Origin of the sequence: Bacillus sp. Cr_A10, assembly GCF_029222665.1 — a bacterium.
Lineage (GTDB): Bacteria > Bacillota > Bacilli > Bacillales_A > Planococcaceae > Psychrobacillus.
Genome location: NZ_JARHXR010000030.1, coordinates 1 through 18,314, shown reverse-complemented (window position 1 = coordinate 18,314; position 18,314 = coordinate 1). Strand labels below are relative to the sequence as shown.

Annotated in this window: 20 protein-coding genes; 7 read left to right on the top strand and 13 right to left on the bottom strand. The window is 36.7% G+C overall.

What is annotated here, in order from left to right; all coding sequences use genetic code 11:
- The first annotated feature begins 1 nt into the window (after position 1).
- Together P2Q73_RS20180 and P2Q73_RS20175 are read left to right on the top strand one after the other, a co-directional pair.
- Positions 2-1,108: a 5-methyltetrahydropteroyltriglutamate--homocysteine S-methyltransferase gene (locus P2Q73_RS20180; protein ID WP_275790484.1), complete on the top strand. Its 1,107-nt coding sequence runs from the start codon at positions 2-4 to the stop codon at positions 1,106-1,108.
- A gap of 912 nt (positions 1,109-2,020) precedes the next feature.
- Positions 2,021-2,329: a hypothetical protein gene (locus tag P2Q73_RS20175; RefSeq protein ID WP_275790481.1), complete on the top strand. Its 309-nt coding sequence runs from the start codon at positions 2,021-2,023 to the stop codon at positions 2,327-2,329.
- Between the two features lie 32 nt (positions 2,330-2,361).
- Here the strand turns inward: P2Q73_RS20175 and P2Q73_RS20170 are convergent, their stop codons facing one another.
- The 10 genes from P2Q73_RS20170 to P2Q73_RS20125 form a co-directional block, all read right to left on the bottom strand.
- Positions 2,362-2,709 carry a DUF3147 family protein gene (locus tag P2Q73_RS20170; RefSeq protein WP_053590649.1) on the bottom strand — a complete coding sequence of 116 codons (348 nt, stop codon included), beginning with the start codon at positions 2,707-2,709 and terminating at the stop codon, positions 2,362-2,364.
- On the bottom strand, positions 2,700-3,116 hold the full coding sequence (locus P2Q73_RS20165; protein WP_275790479.1) for a MarR family winged helix-turn-helix transcriptional regulator: 417 nt from the start codon (positions 3,114-3,116) through the stop codon (positions 2,700-2,702). The genes P2Q73_RS20170 and P2Q73_RS20165 overlap by 10 nt, the downstream gene beginning before the upstream one ends.
- A gap of 113 nt (positions 3,117-3,229) precedes the next feature.
- Entirely contained in the window at positions 3,230-3,838 is a 609-nt protein-coding gene (locus P2Q73_RS20160; RefSeq protein WP_056828249.1) for a flavin reductase family protein, read from the bottom strand.
- A gap of 17 nt (positions 3,839-3,855) precedes the next feature.
- Complete coding sequence (locus tag P2Q73_RS20155; RefSeq protein ID WP_275790476.1) at positions 3,856-4,791, bottom strand: ring-cleaving dioxygenase; 936 nt, start codon at positions 4,789-4,791, stop codon at positions 3,856-3,858.
- Between the two features lie 23 nt (positions 4,792-4,814).
- Positions 4,815-5,246: a MarR family winged helix-turn-helix transcriptional regulator gene (locus tag P2Q73_RS20150; protein ID WP_053590652.1), complete on the bottom strand. Its 432-nt coding sequence runs from the start codon at positions 5,244-5,246 to the stop codon at positions 4,815-4,817.
- Between the two features lie 137 nt (positions 5,247-5,383).
- Positions 5,384-6,532: an acyl-CoA dehydrogenase family protein gene (locus tag P2Q73_RS20145; protein ID WP_275790472.1), complete on the bottom strand. Its 1,149-nt coding sequence runs from the start codon at positions 6,530-6,532 to the stop codon at positions 5,384-5,386.
- Positions 6,533-6,544: 12 nt separating this feature from the next.
- Positions 6,545-7,696 (bottom strand): thiolase family protein, encoded by a 1,152-nt coding sequence (locus P2Q73_RS20140; RefSeq protein ID WP_275790470.1) that lies wholly within the window; start codon positions 7,694-7,696, stop codon positions 6,545-6,547.
- Between the two features lie 44 nt (positions 7,697-7,740).
- Complete coding sequence (locus P2Q73_RS20135) at positions 7,741-8,511, bottom strand: 3-hydroxyacyl-CoA dehydrogenase (RefSeq protein ID WP_056828263.1); 771 nt, start codon at positions 8,509-8,511, stop codon at positions 7,741-7,743.
- A gap of 435 nt (positions 8,512-8,946) precedes the next feature.
- Positions 8,947-9,513 carry an NADPH-dependent FMN reductase gene (locus P2Q73_RS20130; protein ID WP_056828265.1) on the bottom strand — a complete coding sequence of 189 codons (567 nt, stop codon included), beginning with the start codon at positions 9,511-9,513 and terminating at the stop codon, positions 8,947-8,949.
- Positions 9,514-9,825: 312 nt separating this feature from the next.
- On the bottom strand, positions 9,826-10,587 hold the full coding sequence (locus P2Q73_RS20125; protein ID WP_056829118.1) for a DUF2935 domain-containing protein: 762 nt from the start codon (positions 10,585-10,587) through the stop codon (positions 9,826-9,828).
- A gap of 118 nt (positions 10,588-10,705) precedes the next feature.
- Here P2Q73_RS20125 and P2Q73_RS20120 point away from each other — a divergent pair, with 118 nt between their 5' ends.
- The 5 genes from P2Q73_RS20120 to P2Q73_RS20100 all read left to right on the top strand — a co-directional run bounded on the left by P2Q73_RS20120 (position 10,706) and on the right by P2Q73_RS20100 (position 13,675).
- Positions 10,706-11,611, top strand: coding sequence for an AEC family transporter (locus P2Q73_RS20120; protein WP_056828267.1), 906 nt, complete (start codon positions 10,706-10,708; stop codon positions 11,609-11,611).
- Between the two features lie 28 nt (positions 11,612-11,639).
- Positions 11,640-12,524, top strand: a complete 885-nt coding sequence (locus P2Q73_RS20115) for a DMT family transporter (protein ID WP_275790466.1) — start codon at positions 11,640-11,642, stop codon at positions 12,522-12,524.
- 96 nt (positions 12,525-12,620) lie between these two features.
- Positions 12,621-12,827 carry a spore coat associated protein CotJA gene (locus P2Q73_RS20110; RefSeq protein ID WP_053592203.1) on the top strand — a complete coding sequence of 69 codons (207 nt, stop codon included), beginning with the start codon at positions 12,621-12,623 and terminating at the stop codon, positions 12,825-12,827.
- On the top strand, positions 12,824-13,090 hold the full coding sequence (locus P2Q73_RS20105) for a spore coat protein CotJB (RefSeq protein ID WP_056828270.1): 267 nt from the start codon (positions 12,824-12,826) through the stop codon (positions 13,088-13,090). Before P2Q73_RS20110 ends, P2Q73_RS20105 begins: the two co-directional genes overlap by 4 nt.
- A gap of 15 nt (positions 13,091-13,105) precedes the next feature.
- Positions 13,106-13,675, top strand: coding sequence for a manganese catalase family protein (locus P2Q73_RS20100; protein ID WP_053590660.1), 570 nt, complete (start codon positions 13,106-13,108; stop codon positions 13,673-13,675).
- A gap of 54 nt (positions 13,676-13,729) precedes the next feature.
- Here the strand turns inward: P2Q73_RS20100 and P2Q73_RS20095 are convergent, their stop codons facing one another.
- The 3 genes from P2Q73_RS20095 to P2Q73_RS20085 form a co-directional block, all read right to left on the bottom strand.
- Positions 13,730-15,286 carry a histidine kinase N-terminal 7TM domain-containing diguanylate cyclase gene (locus tag P2Q73_RS20095; protein WP_275790462.1) on the bottom strand — a complete coding sequence of 519 codons (1,557 nt, stop codon included), beginning with the start codon at positions 15,284-15,286 and terminating at the stop codon, positions 13,730-13,732.
- Between the two features lie 184 nt (positions 15,287-15,470).
- Positions 15,471-17,564, bottom strand: coding sequence for an MMPL family transporter (locus P2Q73_RS20090; protein WP_275790459.1), 2,094 nt, complete (start codon positions 17,562-17,564; stop codon positions 15,471-15,473).
- A 100-nt stretch (positions 17,565-17,664) separates the two neighbouring features.
- Positions 17,665-18,249 carry a TetR/AcrR family transcriptional regulator gene (locus tag P2Q73_RS20085; RefSeq protein ID WP_275790527.1) on the bottom strand — a complete coding sequence of 195 codons (585 nt, stop codon included), beginning with the start codon at positions 18,247-18,249 and terminating at the stop codon, positions 17,665-17,667.
- Positions 18,250-18,314: the final 65 nt, after the last annotated feature.

Here is an 18,314-nt window from a genome sequence, read left to right as displayed (position 1 = left end):
CATGACAAATCAATTAGTACTTAAAGCGCCTTTTAAAGCAGATCACGTTGGAAGTTTTTTACGTCCAGAACGTTTAAAACAGGCTCGTTTACAATATGAAAATAAAGAAATTACTGCAGATCAATTAAAACAGATCGAAAACGAAGAGATTATAAAACTAGTAGAAAAACAAAAAGAGGCAGGGTTAAAATCCATTACAGATGGTGAATTTCGTCGTAAATGGTGGCACTTTGACTTTCTAGGAGGTCTTGATGGAGTAGAGTTCTATGAAACTGATAAAGGACTCTCCTTTAAAGGAGTACAAACTAGAGCACACGGTATTAAAGTAACAGGTAAAATCGGTTTTAGCACTCATTATATGATTGATCACTTCAAGTTTCTAAAAAGTATTGCTGGAGACTCCGTTGTTAAGTTTACTATTCCGAGCCCAAATATGCTTTACTATAGAGCAACAATTGAAGAAGGCTTTTATAGCAGTGACGAGGATTTATTCAATGATTTAATCGCTGCATATCAAGGCGTAATTCAGGCATTATATGATGAGGGCTGTCGATATCTACAAATCGATGATACATCTTGGGCAACCTCTTTTTCTGAGGAAGGCATTGCTTCTTTAAAAGAACGCGGTTTAGATTTGGAGCATGCTCTTCAACTTTCTGCACGCGCCATCAACGAATCCATCGCAAAAAGACCTGATGATATGCTCGTATCTATGCATATTTGTCGTGGTAATTTCCGTTCTACATATATTACGAGCGGAAGCTATGAGTTGGTTTCGGAAACGATTTTTGGTGGACTAAATGTAGACGGTCTTTTCTTAGAATTTGACGATGAGCGCTCTGGAAGCTTTGAACCACTTCGTCATGTGAACCGTTCTGATTTAAATATCGTACTTGGTTTAATTACTTCCAAACATGGTGCTTTAGAAGACGCGGACCAGATAAAAGCAAGAATTGCAGAAGCAACAAAATATGTGCCTCTAGAACAGTTATGCTTAAGTCCACAATGCGGCTTCTCTTCTACGGAGGAAGGAAACATTCTTACAGAAGAAGAACAATGGGAAAAAATCCGCCATGTCGTTCTAATCGCAGAAGACGTTTGGAAATAAAATATGTTGGTAAAGTGTGGATAAGAGCAACCAAATAAGATATAAAGCCACTAGTTTATTCAATAGACCGACCATTTCCCCCCAAAAAAGAGTTAACTTCATAAATTAACATAAAAAGTGTGTGATTTTATTTTAATCGCACACTTTAGACTGGGGACAAACTCGAATATCTTCGTGTTTGAACTACAGTCTTTTTTCTTACAATAAATATAGATAAACTATTTAGTTGAGTTTCACTACGGGCGGACGCTTTCCGCGGGCGGTCCGTGAGCCTCCTCGTCGCAAGCTCCTTCGGGGTCTCACTTGGACACGCTGTTCCCGCTGGAGTCGCCGTCCTCCGTTTCAATCAACATATGGCTTCCTATTTTTCAAATAGTAAAAGCAAGTTCACTTTGTGTGAATACTGAAGGCTACCATTAATTTTGAATATTTTTTTCCCACAAAAAAATATTTAGAGATATTATTTCTTTCGGATTGAAGACAAAAGGCAGTTAGCTTCATTAAGTTAATATTGTGTCATATTTTCAATTACCTCAATATTATTCTTCCTGAGTATATACAAATAATAACGTAGCATTTTATCGGTTTGGAGAAGCGTCCGCTCGACTCCTGCGGGAAAAGCGAGACAGACGAGACCCTGCAGGAGCGTAGCGACGAAGCGGCTCGGCGCTCGCCCGCGGAAAGCGAGCGGTAAGCTTCGGAAAATCTAAACTATCCAATATAATAAATTCGAGTTTGGCTATAGTCTGAAGTGTGTGATTTTATTTTGATCGCACACTTTTCTCTTGCTCCAAGTTGTGGAGAACTTGTTGATATCTTTAATCGTGCTGTATGATTTTGTTTTCCTAATGTTTTATTAATTACTTCATGGGTAAATAAATTATACGTTATTAATTGAAGGAGGAATATTATATGACCAATCATCTATATGAACACTCAACAGACGACATCGTAAAAGAAACAGGAGAATACACTTGCGAAGCTGGTATTACGAAAACATTATATAAGGGCGATAAATTTCCTTCTTGCCCAGAATCGGAAATTTCGACCTATTGGAAGCATTCGGAAAGTCATTATCATAATTCTGGAGATAAGGTAACGGAATCCGGTAAATATGTAGATGAAGACGGAGATGAATTAGAATTAGAAGTAGGAGCAACATTCCCAAATTGCCCTAAAGCTGGAACACCTACTAAATGGAAACACGCAGGAAATCTATAAAATTGTGGCTGGCGCTTTGCCAGCCTTTCTAATTAGAGCAATCCTTTGACAAAATCAATCGTAACGTCTTGTACAAATAAAAACAAAAGCCATCCACAAATCCCTAATCCGATAGACACGAATAAATGAAGAGAATTTTGTAAGGAGATATAAACAATTAACAACATCACTGCGGTAGCAGGAAATCCCCAAAGAACTCCTAATGCAAACTTACTTAACACAGTAGTTTGTTCACCTTGTACATATAACCATATAATACTTAAAAGGCTAACTAAAGGAAGCGCAGCAATTATTCCGCCATAGGTCGGAAACCTTCTCGAAACTTCTGTTACAATCCCTATTAAAATAGCAGAAATCATTATTTTCACAATTACATACATTTATTCGCACCCTTACTTAATATTTCTAATGCTTTCTCAATCATCATTCTTTCTTGGTTCGATAGCTGCTCTAGTGCTATTTTTAATTTTTCCTCATCCAAATTCGTATTTCGATGTAACACGCTTTTGCCTAGCTCAGTTAAAGTTAAACTTACTTTCCTTTTATCCTCGGCGCTCTTTTCTTTTTTAATATATTTTTTCTCCAATAATCTCTTTACATGTTCTGATGCTGTATTAGGCGAAATTTGTAAAAAAATAGCTACATCATTCACGCCAACAAATTGTTTTTTTTCTATAAGCTGAAGTATACGTACTGCCTGATGGGAGATTTTATCCTCATGTGGATAATGTAAATAAAAATAAATATCTGTCCAATATTGATTTAGCCTCGTTATTTGCTCGGTCACCTTTGTATCCTCCCTTAAATAATACTTATTTATATCGTAACATACGATATAAATAAAGAGCAAAAAAACCTCCGAATACCGACATTCGGTCTTCGGAGGTAATCTTATCTATCTTATTTTGGTCTTTCTATCGAAAATACTTCACCAATTTTAGCGTAGTTAGAACCTGCTAAACGGCTAACCGCTCCAAGTGTTTGATGATTGATTCTCCCGTCTTCGTAAATAGATTCATCTATATGAAAATGAACTATTTTTCCTATAATGAGATCCGTTCCAATAGAATGACCATCACCCAACTCAATAATTTGCTCTAAAGTGCATTCAAACCTAACTTTCGCTTCTTTGATTCCTGGAGTACCGATTATTTCACTTGATGCCAAGGTTAACCCAGCTTTTTTGATTTCACTTTCATTCGGAGGCAGCGAGACAGCAGTTATATTAATCTTTTCTACATTTTCTTCATCCACAATGTGGACAACAAACTCATTTCTTTCTAAAATGTTTCGTGCGGTATCTTTTCGTTCTCCATTTTTCCGCTGAATCGCAAGGGAAATCATTGGCGGATTAGACGAAACAATATTGAAAAAACTAAAGGGTGCACCGTTTATCGTTCCATCTTTCGCCAAACTGGTTACAAATGCAATCGGTCTAGGAATTATACTACCGATTACCAATTTATAATTTTCTCTTTCTGTACTTTTTTTCGGATCAAAGGAAAGCAAAGGGATTCCTCCTCAAATTAGTCAAAGTTTCTTATTTTGATTGGAATTAACTCATTGTTCAATCGTTCTCGATACTTTTCATATTGATAAGGTAGCATTAAATTCTCGCCCATAGTTTCAAGCGATTCATCATGAGCAAATCCTGGAGGATCCGTTGCAATTTCAAATAAAATCTCTCCATGCTCTCTGAAGTAGATTGCATTAAAGTAGTTTCTATCTTTTACTTCGGTTACTCCATATCCATGATTGCCTACATATTGCTGCCAATCTAGTTGATCTTTATCATCTTCAGCTCTCCAAGCAATATGATGAACTGTGCCTACACCCATTTGCCCACGGCCTCTAGATGTCGTTTTTAAATCGATCACATTCCCGATTTCACCAATTGATTTGAAACGAATTAAATCACCTTCTTCTGCAATTTTCTCAAGTCCCATCACTTCTTCTAGTGTTTTTGCAGTTTTTTCTGGTTTTGATGAAAACAATATTGCTCCACCAAAACCTTTAATTGCTACTTCAGCGGTGATATCACCAAAAGTCCAATTGTTAGCTTCACCATCTTCTCTTTCCACTAGTTCTAACCGGAGGCCATGTGGGTCCTCCAACGTAATATAAGTTTCTCCAAAGCGTGATTCCTTATTAAAAAGAACACCTAATTTTTCCAATCTTTTTTCCCAAAAAGGCATTGCCCCAACTGGTATCACATAAGATGTCACACCAACTTGTCCATCCCCAATTTTCCCTTGATAAGCGCCGACCCATGGAAAAAATGTAATAATAGTCCCTGGTTTTCCTCCACCATTTCCGAAGTATAAATGATATGTTCCTGGGTCATCGAAATTAATTGTTTTCTTCACTAACCGTAGTCCTAAAACCCCTCCATAAAAATCGACATTTTCCTGTGGATGTCCTACAATTGCCGTAATATGGTGTATTCCTGCTGTTTTTTTCATTTTACAATTTCCTCTCTTATTATTTAGTGACTGTTGTTATTCTTTCCAACTTTTTTTAATAAATCGATCAATACAACTTTTTCTTCTTTCGTTATTCCTGAAAAGATTTCTTCAATTACGGATACATGCTTTGGAAAGATCTCATCCATAAATTGTTTACCAGCTTCCGTAATTTGAATATAGACAACACGACGGTCTTCTTTACAATTTAATCGCTCTAATAAACCCTTTGTTTCTAATTTATCGATTACGTAAGTGATGGAACCCGAATTAATAAGCACTGAATCTGAAATTTGTCGTACCGTTTGTTTTCCTTTATTATATAGGGCTTCTAACACGGTGAATTCAGATGTATGCATTTCATAGCTACTAATGTCTTTTTTCGTCCGATCTTGCACAGATTTAGATGCTTTCATCAAAACAACAAACGATTTTAACGATAAATTCTCACCCATATCTTTTCTACTCCTTCCACTTTACTTTGAATTCGTTTATCTTGAATTAAAGATATTATATGACTTTTTTATTTTGTTGTCAAACAATAAGGAACCTCATTCCCCTGTCCTTTAGACAATGAAATGAGGTCTAATTTTTATAACCCTAAATTTTTTGCAATGATTACCTTCATAATTTCGTTAGTACCTGCGTAAATAGAGGCGACTGGTATATCACGATATCTTCTTGCTATTTTGTATTCTTCCATATAGCCATAGCCTCCATGTAATTGCATACACTCTACGGAAATTTCACGAGCCGTTTCAGTCAACCAATACTTAGCCATTGACACCTTTGTCACGACGTCTTTTCCAGTAAGATGATCCTCAATTAGTGACTCTAGGAATGATTTCCCAAGCTCTATTTTTGTCGCCATCTCCGCTAGTTTAAATTGTGTATTTTGAAAGGATGACACAGCCTTACCAAATGCTTTACGAGATTTCACATATTCCATAGTTATTTCCAACATATCCTCGGAAGCAATTTGTGCTGCAATAGCGACTACTAGCCTTTCTTGTTGTAGTTTTTCCATCAAATAACTAAAGCCATGCCCTTCTTCTCCAATTAAATTACCAATTGGTACTCGACAATCCTCGAAATATAATTCGGCAGTGTCTTGTGCGTGAAGTCCTACTTTATCGAGTTTTCGACCTTTTGTAAAACCGGGAGTTCCTTCTTCTACCATGAGCAGACTTATACCTTTATGTTTTGGTTCTGCTTTTGGATTTGTTTTAACAACAACCAAAAATAAACTTCCGTTAATACCATTTGTGATAAACGTCTTTTGACCATTCAACACATAGTGCTCATCATCCAAAATAGCAGTCGTTTGAACATTAGCTAGGTCAGATCCGGTTCCTGGCTCGGTCATTGCAATGGCTGTAATCGAATCACCTGATATACAATTGGGGAGCCAACGCTGCTTTTGTTCCTTTGATCCAAAAGACTCAATATATGGAACGACGATATCATTATGTAGACCGACTCCTACTAAACTAGTTCCAACTCTCTCTAACTCCTCAGAAATAATTACACTATAACTAAAATCTAGCCCTAGTCCTCCAAATTCCTCTTCCACTTGGGGGCAGAGAAATCCCATCTCTCCTAGCCTCTTCCAAAAAGAAATAGGAATCGCTTTTTGTTTCTCCCAAGTATCGTAAAAGGGGACAGCTTCTTTTTGAAGGAACTTCCGAAGCGATTGACGAAATATTTCATGGTCTTCCGTTTCAAAACGATATCTTGCCAATTTCAATCCCCCTTATTCTATCCGTTCAATAATAGTTGCATTGGCCATTCCCATTCCTTCACAAATGGCTAGAAGCCCATAACGACCACCAGTACGTTCTAATCTATGCAAAATAGTTACTAAAAGCTTCGTTCCAGTTGCTCCCAATGGATGTCCGAGTGCGATTGCTCCTCCATCTGGGTTTAATTTTTTTGGATCCGCCCCTGTCTCTTTCAACCAAACAAGTGGAACTTGGGCAAATGCCTCATTTACCTCATATGTGTCAATGTCGCCAATCGTCAGTCCAGCTTTTAACAAAACTTTTTTAGTAGCTTCAATTGGACCCGTTAGCATTAGCGTAGGATCTGATCCTGTTACACTTCTAGCAACAATGCGTGCTTTTGGTCTTAAGCTTAGTTGGTTTGCCCTTTCTTGAGACATAAGTAAAACAGCAGAAGCACCATCACTCATTTGACTCGCATTCCCTGCAGTAATTACGCCTTCCTCATCAAATACCGTTTTTAATTGATTTAGTACTTCTGGCGTTGAACCATCCCTTGGCCCTTCATCAATATCAACTATTTTGACGCTACCATCTTCTTGAAGTATTTCAATCGGCACAATTTCTTTTTTAAAGTGACCATTCTTAATTGCTTCTAATGCTTTTTTATGACTATCAGAAGAATATTGATCCAGCTCATTCCGTGTTAAATTCCACTTCTTTACCATTCTTTCTGAAGATAATCCTTGATTGATAATTTCATATTTTTCGGTTAGTTTAGAACTCGGTTTAGTATCTCCAATATTTGAAAACATAGGCTCCCGCGTCATACTTTCTACGCCTCCAGCAATCACAATGTCCATATCACCAGATGCGATTGCTTGTGAAGCAAAATGAACCGCTTGCTGACTGGAGCCGCATTGTCTATCGATTGTTACACCCGGCACGTGAATTGGAAATCCTGCAATCAACGCTGCAGTTCTTGCAATATTACCACCTTGTTCTCCTGATTGGGTGACACATCCTAAGATTACATCCTCCACTTCCGCCTTATCTAAACCTATACGTGTTACAAGCTCATCTAGAACAACTGCTGCAAGTTCGTCCGATCTATAATTAGCATAAACCCCTTTTCTACTCCCTACCGCTGTTCGGATCCCATCTACTATCACGACTTCCCTCATTATTCTGTCCACCCCTCTTTGTAAGTAACCTTCCAAACTAGTACTTATCTCGGTGACATTCTAATCCCACCATCAAGACGAATCACCTCACCATTAATATACTCATTTTCGATGATGAACTTCACTAGTGATGCATACTCATCTGGTCGTCCTAACCGTTTTGGAAACTCGACCATCGACTCTAATTTTTCCACTACTTTATCTGGTAAAGACGCTGCCATTGGTGTGCGGAATAATCCTGGAGCAATCGTGTTTATTCTTATTCCATAAGAAGACAAATCACGTGCAATAGGTAATGTCATTCCAGCTACTCCTGCCTTACTTGCACCATAAGCCGCTTGCCCCATTTGACCATCAAAAGCTGCAACAGATGCAGTATTAATAATGATTCCACGTTCTCCCCCATCAGTTAGAGGCTCGTTTTTAGTCATTTCTGCTGCAGCTAGCCTTAAAACATTAAAAGTACCTATTAAGTTAATATCAATTACTTGCTTAAAATTTTCTAGAGGCATTGCACCTGACCGCCCAATTGTTTTTTGTGGCGTTCCAACCCCCGCACAATTAATACAAATGTGAATAGATCCGTGTCGTTCGATTGTTTGTTGAATGGCTGACTGCACGGATTCTGGATCGGACACATTTACAATGAAATAAAATACGTTTTGGCCCAGCTCATCACATACTTTTTTTGCATTGATTTCATTTATATCAAATATTACAACCTTTGCTCCTTGCTCTACTAAACTTGTAACTGTTCCTAGCCCTAAACCAGATGCACCACCAGTTACGACCGCTATTTTCCCTTTAATATTCATATTCATCACCCCAGAAAATTTTTTATAAGACGGATATTCCTAATTAAAAGCTTGTAAGTAAACTATAACTCTTTTTATATAATATTTCTAATTATTCTAATAATTCAAGCGAGATTAATCTATGAAATGACTCTGAAATTTATTACGGATGATTTTTCACTTTGTAAGATGCAACTTAGAGCGTACCAAGCGGCTGGAAGGGCACGAATGCCAGTCTTGATAAGAAATAAAGTAGAATTCTATTAATGTATTGTCAATCTATTATTTTGAAAGCAGATGTAGAATTCCATCTTTGATAAAATTGTTTCTACGGCCAGAGGAGGCTCAGAGTGAGGCAAGCGCCTCCGCTCCACTATCATCAGAGCAATAAAATACAAAAAAATGCCAAGTTGAATAGTAAACTCAACTTGGCATTTTTTAGGTATTTTATTTAAATTAGCGAATTGTTTTTAAAGCGCCGCCCCATGCAAGAACTTCATCAAGCATTTGGTTTGCATTTGCTGCATGGTATTCAGCTGGTTTGAAAACGCTCATGTTTTCAAAATCAGACATAAGTGAGAATGTCACTGCAGTACGAACGTCCGCTACAGAAAGTTCTCCTAAGATTAAACGAAGATTTTCATGTGCACGTGTACCACCTAAGCTACCGTAACCTACCATACCAGCTACTTTGTTTGCAACTTCAGGTTTAAGGTAATCAAGTGCATTTTTAAGAGCTCCACCAATTGCATGATTATACTCAGGTGCTACAAAAATGAAACCATCAAATGAAGCCATTTTGTCAGACCAAGATTTAATTGCTGTATTAGCAGCATCTTGTCTATCTGCAGGAAGTTCTTCCCCTAAGAATGGTAATTTGTAATCTACAAGATCTACTAACTCATAATCTGCATCGTTGCGTTTTGTAGCAAAGTCATACATCCATTTAGAAACTGCTTCCGCATTACGTCCTTGACGTACACTACCAACTACGATACCAATTCTTAATTTTTCTGCTGTCATTACTATTTCCTCCTCTTTGGTTCTACCAAATAATTTGTCTATAAAACCCATAACCTAATCACTACCTCTACTTTGAATTAATATATCTCATTATGACATATTTTGAATTCAAAATAACTATAAATTATAATATTGAAAGTGTCAATTCTTCTGCCTACTCTACAAATTTTTCTCTCAAGACACTTTTTAAACGTCTTACTCTGAATATGTACCTCCAGAAATAGCGAGGAATATCAGGAAATATCTAAGTTTAAAGGTATAAATCATTATGGAATAGTTGCCAATAAAAAAACCTCACTAATAGTGAGGTTTTTATGTGGTCTGCGCTAGCTTTGTTAAATAATAGGTCTCTTCTCTCGCCATATGATCAGCCATGAGCGGCGTAAAAGTTCCAAGCGCTTCTTTTTTTATTCTCATTTCTTCTAATTCCTTTAGAAACATCTTAAATATTTTCATTTCTAATTCTACATCATCGTGGAATTTATCTAAGGCTGGAAACTTTTCAATATTGGTACGTAAATAACCAGCAAATTCAACTGCTTTCAAATAGAAGTCTTCCCATTCCTTCATAAATTGTTGACCTTTTTCTTTTAGTTTTTTCTCTACACTATCCAAATTTGCATCTATTGCACCTGCATGACCGGCAGCATCTAATAGCCATAGTAAATCATGGTGCAGTAGATGTACAATAGGAACGTTCTCACCCTTTTCTAAGTAGGAAAACACACGTATCGCTTCTTCTACTTCATTGACCATATGATTGATGAAAGTTGGTGGCAAAGCGATTTTAATATTACCAACTAAGTGTTCTTTTAATAAATATAATTTAAATGAACGTATTTTTTCACTTGATGTTTTCGCCTTAGCCGCCAAAGATATTAATTCCTGTTTCGATAAGGATTGTTTGGAAGTAGTAAGTAACTGGCTAAATCTTTTAATAAATGAACTTGCGACTTCAATTTTTTCCTTCTCACTTGGAGCCAATGAATCATGAATAAATCTTCCGTGGTCCTCCAACACTTTCAACCAGAAATGAAGCTCATACAGCGCTGACTCTTCGAATGTTTTTCCCAGCAAAAACCCTCCCCCTATTTTACACTCTTACTATATATGCTGATGCCCAGTATAAATTACTAGAAGTTATTGCCATTGCCTAATATATAAATGTAATATATTTGTAGAGGTGAGTTTTTTGGAATTAATATTAATTATTTTACCGGTATTTTTAATATTTTTTATTGGCTATATTGGACAAAGATTAATTGGCTTTGACATTAAATCTATATCCAGTGCCGCACTTTATTTGATGTCCCCTTTCTTAGCTTTTCGGACATTTTATACGAATGAATTGACGATAGACTATTTTTATATTGTACTAGCTTGTTTATTGCTTACTTTTACACTATTGCTTGTTTCCTGGATAACTGCTCGCATAATGAAGACTACTCGTCCTCAATATGCAGCAATCATACTCGGAGCAGTGTTTCCAAACAGCGGTAATTACGGGGCACCAGTTGTACTTTTTGCTTTAGGTGCTGTGGGGTTTGATTATGCCGTTGTTATTATGGTTTTACATGGCCTAATCATAAATACGTTTGGAATCTTTTTTGCTTCTCTTGGAGGAGAAGAAAAAGCTACTTGGAAGCAGTCTGTTCATAAAGTAATACGTATGCCAGTTATTTACACAGCTGTTGCAGGTATTGTTTTACAATTAACGTCCATTACGATACCTCAAGTAATAATGGAAGGAATCAGCCTTGTAGCAGATGCTTCTATCCCAACTGTTATGCTTGTTCTTGGAATGCAGCTGGCAGTTATTTCTCGTAAAAAAGTAGCTTATCGTTTTGTTTCAGCTGTAACAGTTATACGAATGGTTGTATCACCTCTACTTGCAGTTGTAATTGTTTATTTCATGCCACTTAATGATCTGATTAAAACAGTGTTTATCATACAAGCGGCAATGCCAACTGCAGCGAATACAACACTTCTTGCGCTCCAATTTGGCACTGAACCAGATCTCGTTTCTTTCACTACCTTTGTTACGACATTAATAAGTATAATCAGCATCCCACTCGTTCTATTTTTTTTAGGGGTATAAATTACATTTTGAGAAAAGGGTTTTGTTCATGAATAGTGTTCCACCTATTACATTACTAATAATCGCTACTCTACTATGGGGAGGGAATTTCGCATATGGACGAGCTGTTGCGGATGAATTACCTCCCTTTACATTTGCTTTTATAAGATGGTGCTTAGCATTTATTATCTTTTTACCAATTGTTTGGAAACCTCTGAAAAAGGAATGGAGGCTAATAAAGAGATATTGGCTAATTGTATTAGCAATGTCTTTAACGGGAATTGTTGGTTTTACTGCACTTGTTTACTTAGCTTTGCACTATACAACGTCTATTAATGCATCCCTAGTAAATACATCAACGCCAATCCTTATCTATATCATATCTTTTGTTTTTTTTAAGGAGAGACTAAATAAAAATCAATTACTGGGTACCTTTATTTCTTTGGTAGGACTGTTATGTATCATCTCCAAAGGTTCTTTTCAGAGTTTCCTTGAGTTGTCATTTAATAGAGGAGACTTGTTAGTAGTTACCGCGGTTATTTGCTGGAGTATTTACTCCACTTTAGTAAAACAATATGCACAAAAGCTTCCTGTTCACTCTACATTTCTAGTAACTATTTTAGTGGGAATCATTATTCTTTTTCCTTTTTTCCTATATGAAACATGGAATCCAGCCATTAATGTAATCTGGTCTATTAAATCTATTTCTGCTATTTTCTATACAGGGATTTTTGCCTCCATCGTCGCCTTCCTCTCATGGAACACAGGAGTAGTGAAAATAGGAGCGAATAAAGCCGGCATTTATTTGAATTTAATACCTGTTTTTGCTACAGTATTCGCCGTTTTATTCATTGAGGAATCTATTCAATTGTTTCATATAGTTGGAGGATTTTTCACCATATTGGGTGTTTACCTAACTAGTAAGAAGGGATAATTCCCTTCTTTTTTTTTTGACGTTGTCCACTACGAATCAGACGAGCCTTTCCATACATAGGATGAACGGAAGGAGTGATGTCATTTGGACCGTTCAATGTTCCGAGGTAGTTATAAGCCTTATGTATCGCCAAGAGATCCCTGTCCACCTATGTTAGTAAAGAAATTTGTTTTACCTCCACAAGTTTATACAAACTTTCAACAACCTGGTCTCCCTCAATTTTCTCCTGAGGAAGCGCTCATGCATGGGTCCCTCTGGCCTGCATTTGTCGATGGATTTTTTCGGGAGGAGGGAATTTCATGAATGTGTATGACGATGAGTGGAACCTGTTGAAAAAAGTGCAGCAACTGGATTTTGTCGTAGTGGAACTAACCTTGTATACCGATACACATCCAGATGATGAGGACGCACGAAATCAGTGGAGAAACGCAATAAAGGAAGCAGCTAGAGTTCGTAGACACTATGAGAGTAAATACGGACCACTTTCATTAACATCGGTCCCTTCCAAACAAGCAATAGAAGTCGGTTGGCAATGGAATTCACCTCCATGGCCATGGCAACGATGAGAAAGGGGAAACGCCATGTGGGTTTATGAAAAAAAACTGCTTTATCCAGTGGAAGTAACTACATGTAATCCTATGCTTGCTAGGTATTTAATGGAGCAATATGGTGGTGCTGATGGAGAACTCGCTGCCGCTCTACGATATATGAATCAACGGTACACGGTTCCAGATAAAGTAATTGGCCTTCTTACGGATATTTCAACAGAAGAATTTTCTCACCTGGAAATGCTAGCAACGATGATTTATAAATTAACGAAAGACGCGACACCAGAGCAACTAGAAAAAGCTGGTCTTGGCGCCCACTTTGTTAATCATGGCCATGCACTATTTTATGAAAATGCGGGAGGAGTGCCATTTAGAACGGAATATATCCAGGCAAAAGGAGATCCAATTGCAGATTTATATGAAGACATTGCAGCGGAGGAAAAAGCACGCGCAACCTATCAATGGTTAATCGATATCTCCGATGACCCTGGCGTTAGTGATGCTTTAAGATTCTTAAGAGAAAGAGAAAATATTCACTCGCTCCGCTTCCGGGAAGCAGTAGAGATGATAAAAGACGAAAGAGACCGCAAAAAAGTATTCTAAATTGCTACAGGAGTATTGCAGGTGCCTGGCACCCGTAATACTCCTGTAATACCCCTAACTATATGAATAGATATTGTTTTCCTCATAAGATTCTACGCAATTTCTTCCATTGTTTTTTGCAGTGTATAAAGCCATATCTGCCTGCCGAATTAGGTCTGAAAGAGAATAACGATCCTCCCCCTCTTCAACAATAGCATTAGAGACTCCAAAGCTTGAAGTTACCATAATTTTTTCACCATTAAAAATCGTATAGCTTTCCTCTACTGCCGCTCGAATGCTTTTAGCACGAGCACTAGCTTCTGCTAAAGAGGTTTTTGGCATACATATGATAAATTCTTCTCCGCCATAACGGCCCATAAATTCTGTATTATGTAATTCTTCTTGGACAGTTTGGGTAACTTGCGTTAATACTAAATCCCCTGCTTCATGTCCAAATGTATCATTAATTTTTTTAAAGTAATCGATATCAAACATGATTACCGAGATACTACCACCATTCAGTATTAGATGGTCCATAATCATTTCCGATTTTCTCATAAAAAAAGTTCGATTCAATACTTGAGTCAAGCCATCCAAACTAGCTAGCATCTTTAGTTTGTCCTGCATATTCACTCTCTCTGTCACATCAAAAAAGGTAATAATTTTCCCAACATGTAATCCATTTTTATTCAGAATCGGAGAAAAGTTTATGCGGTAATGTAAAACTTTCTCGTCTGAAGACATCGTATAGTCGCACTCCTGCTCTGCCTTTATTTTTTCTGAAAGGCTTGATTTATTTCCCAAAATCTCAATAATTGTTTTACCTATTTGCTGCTCGCTCAATGCAGGAATAATAGTTAGCGCCGCTTGATTGAAGTCGACAATTACTTGGTTTTGATTAATAACAATAACTCCTTCCTTCATACTTTCAAAAACACTATCTCTGGCAATTGGGGCTACATTGAACATTTTCAAGGAAATAAGAGCAACACCATGAAAGAGAAAGGTGATACTTAAAGAGACAGGACCTAAATCGATACCTTTGCTCCACCCATTTAAATAAAAATAGTTCGCTATGATAGGAGTAAGTAGTCCCGCAACCATCAATAAAATCTGCATTCGAAACATAAATAAGGCATTTCTAAATTGTCTAAGTAATACAACGATAGATATGATTAAGCACAAGAAAACAAAGATGGAGTGAACATAAAACCATGGACCCCAATCAAGTTTTAGTATAGGAGAGGTACTAGTATTCTCTAAATTTAGGGATGTGTAGTATAGATGATGTAGATTATTTGTCTGCATCATGAATATAGTCGTGAAAGGAATAAGAAATAGAACATAATATACCCAGTGCTTCAGCTTTTGCCCTACATATTCCACACACATCAATAGGACAAACACAGGGATAAAAGGCATAGCAAGATACTCGACACTAAGCCAAAATTTCATTTGTTGTAAAGTGGAGCTTGCTAATTCAAAAGCGTAGGCGAAAGTGAAAACTGATGACAAAAAAGTAACTATAACATATGACTTGGCACCCGGAGCATCCTTAATTTTTATTTGCACGTATAAGCTTAAAAACAAACTGAGCGTGCCAGCCATTATAACGATGAATATGTATGTCAAAATGATAGCTCCATTTCCATTTAATTCATTTTGTTGAATTTATTATATAGCAGAAAATCACCTCCTGCCTAGAAATTTTTATCAACACAAAAGTGTTACTGTTGCCAGGCACCCGTAACACTTTTGAAACATCATAAAAAATCACTTGGTAGTTTGAGGTTGCTGCTACCAAGTGTTTTGTGTTTTATTTTTTATCTTTTTCAAACAATACGATTAATGCTGGCAGTAGTATTCCTCGAATTAAGAAAGTATCGAGTATGATTCCAACTGCTACGATAAAGCCAAATACAAATAGTAATTGTATAGGTTGTGTCATTAACACGGCGAAAGTTGCTGCGAGGAGGATACCCGCGGAAGAAATAACTCCTCCAGTATGAGAAACTGCTATTTGTACCGCTTTTTTAACCGAGTGTTTTTCCCTTTCTTCCATAAATCTAGAAATTAGAATGATATTATAATCAATTCCTAATGCTACAAGGAATACAAACGAATAAAGAGGAACTCGGTTACTAATTGTATCAATGTCGAAGAAAAGGTTTGTCAAGAACATACCTAGACCAAGTGCTGCCAAAAATGATAATAAGATAGTTCCCATCATGTAAATAGGCATTTTAATGGATTTTGTTAACAAGATCAATAAAACAAAAATCAAAATTGTTTCTAACAATACGATGACGATTAAATCTCGATTGTTGATTGAGCGGTCATCCACTTGGGATGCTGTTTCACCTGCAAAATAAATATCACCTTGAACGTTGCTATCTCTAACAATGCTCTCTGCGTTCCCTATCATCTGTTCCAATGCATCCATTGATTCCGAAGAATATGGATTTTCTTTAAAAGTTAATTGAAATTGCGCTGCAAGCCCATCTTCGGAAATTCCTGATGCACGTACACTACTTACTAAGTTCTGCTTTGAAAGCTGTTTTATTAAATTTGCCTGCATTTCCTCTGTTATTTCATTTTCAGATTCAAATAGTACTGTCGTTGGTGCGAGATCTCCTTTTTCAAATTGTTCTTCAATAATTTCATACCCTTCACGTGAAGCCATATCACTTGGGAAAGACTTCATCGTATCAAACTCATATTTTAAATTAAACAAGTTCAATGAAGAAATTACTAAAATAGCAAGAATGGAAAGAGCTGCTACAACTGGCTTATTTACAACAAATGAACCGATTTTATTCCATAAAGAGTTTGCTTTTACTTCTTCCTCCCCAAACTTTGGAATCTTCGGCCAGAAAGATTTTCTTCCGAAAAGCGTGAAAAGTGCTGGAATCAATGTAACAGATGCAATCATAATGACGAACATCGTAGCCCCAAATATCGGAGCAAAGTTTTTGTAATCCCCAAATTCAGCAAAGAACAAAACAAGCATTGCTGCAAGAACAGTTCCCCCAGCGAAGGATACTGGAATACCAGTTTCACGCATCGCCCATTTCATCGCATCGAACTTACTTTCATAGTTTTTTAATTCTTCGCGATATCTTGAGAACACGAATAATGAGTAATCGATTGTCGCAGCAAACAATAAAATAGACATAATAGAAGTTGATTGGCTAGCAAGATCTAATCCTGCTTTTCCAAATAAACCAAGGATTTGATTTACTACTTCGTACACAAATGCTGCGGCTAGTAATGGAATTAAAGCAAGCAATGGCGAACGATAAATAATAATTAGTAGAACCAGTATTATTCCTACAGTAGCCAGTAGTAAAACAATATCTGCACGTTCAAATAGCTTTGTTGTATCTACTGCAATTCCAGCGGGTCCTGTCATATAAACAGTAGAGCCTGTTTCCTTTGCTACTATTGTTTTCACTTCTTCTAAACTTTTTTCAAGATCTGAGATTTGCAAAGAAGTAATAAAACTAAGCGGAATGACTGCTGTTTTTTTATCCTCTGAGAAAAATCCTGCGAGAGCTTGAGGAGGTAAGCTACTAAAAGGAATGACTTCCTTTAGCCCGTTAATATTAGAAGCACTTACCTTATCTAAAGCTACTCCAATTGCATCTATATTTAATTCAGCCTCTTCCGATTGCAAAACGAGAATTGCAGGAAGACTTTCTGCATCTTTAAAATGCTCATCCATATTTTTTTGCGCAATGACAGATTTAGCATCCTCCGGTAATGATGCAACACTGGAGACTTTGTACTCGCTTGCACTCGGAGCCAATACTGCAAGCAATACAGTTATAACTAGCCAACTTCCGAGGGTAATCCACATTCCTTTTTTACTAGATACAAAATCTGTAATGTGTCGTAAAACGGTCTTCATTTAATCACTCTCCAGTAAAATTATTTTAGTGACACTAGTGTCACTTTTAATAAAAAAATATCTGTCTCTTACAATACTTCATAAGTGACAGATATGTCAATTACTCTTTACTGAACATTCCATGACTTAATATTTCTTTTATGGATGCAATCCATTCATCTTGTGGGATGGCAAAATGGTTCGGAATTGCAATTGTTTGAAAGATCATTCCCAACATAACCGCTGTAGGAATATGACTTTTTATCTTATTTTCTTTTCGTCCTAACTCGATAAAGCCTTGGAATTGCTTATACATATCCACATGATATTCACTTAATTTGGATTTGTTATCTTCTACTCTTTTTGTTGTGTTAGAAGGTATTTGATGAATTATTTCCAACACTTGATGGATATTATTATGTTCAAATATGAAATCAATTAATAAATTAAATTGACTTTGGAAATCTCCTGTTTTGTCTAGCGCATTAAACTCAAGTAGGAAACGATTCATTTCGTACATAAGAAATTCCGATATTAGTTCGTCTTTATTTTCGTAATACTTATATATACTACCTCTTGAAACATTTAAGACCGCCGCTAATCGACTAAATGTAAATGCTTCGTATCCATCGTGGATAATCATAGATTTTGTAGCATTAAATAATTCTTCATCTGTAAACTTCCGATCTCTTCCCAACGCACTCACCTCGTTCATAACTCAAGTATAGTATACCAAGACTAAACCGAAAACTAATCCATCCAAATAAAAAA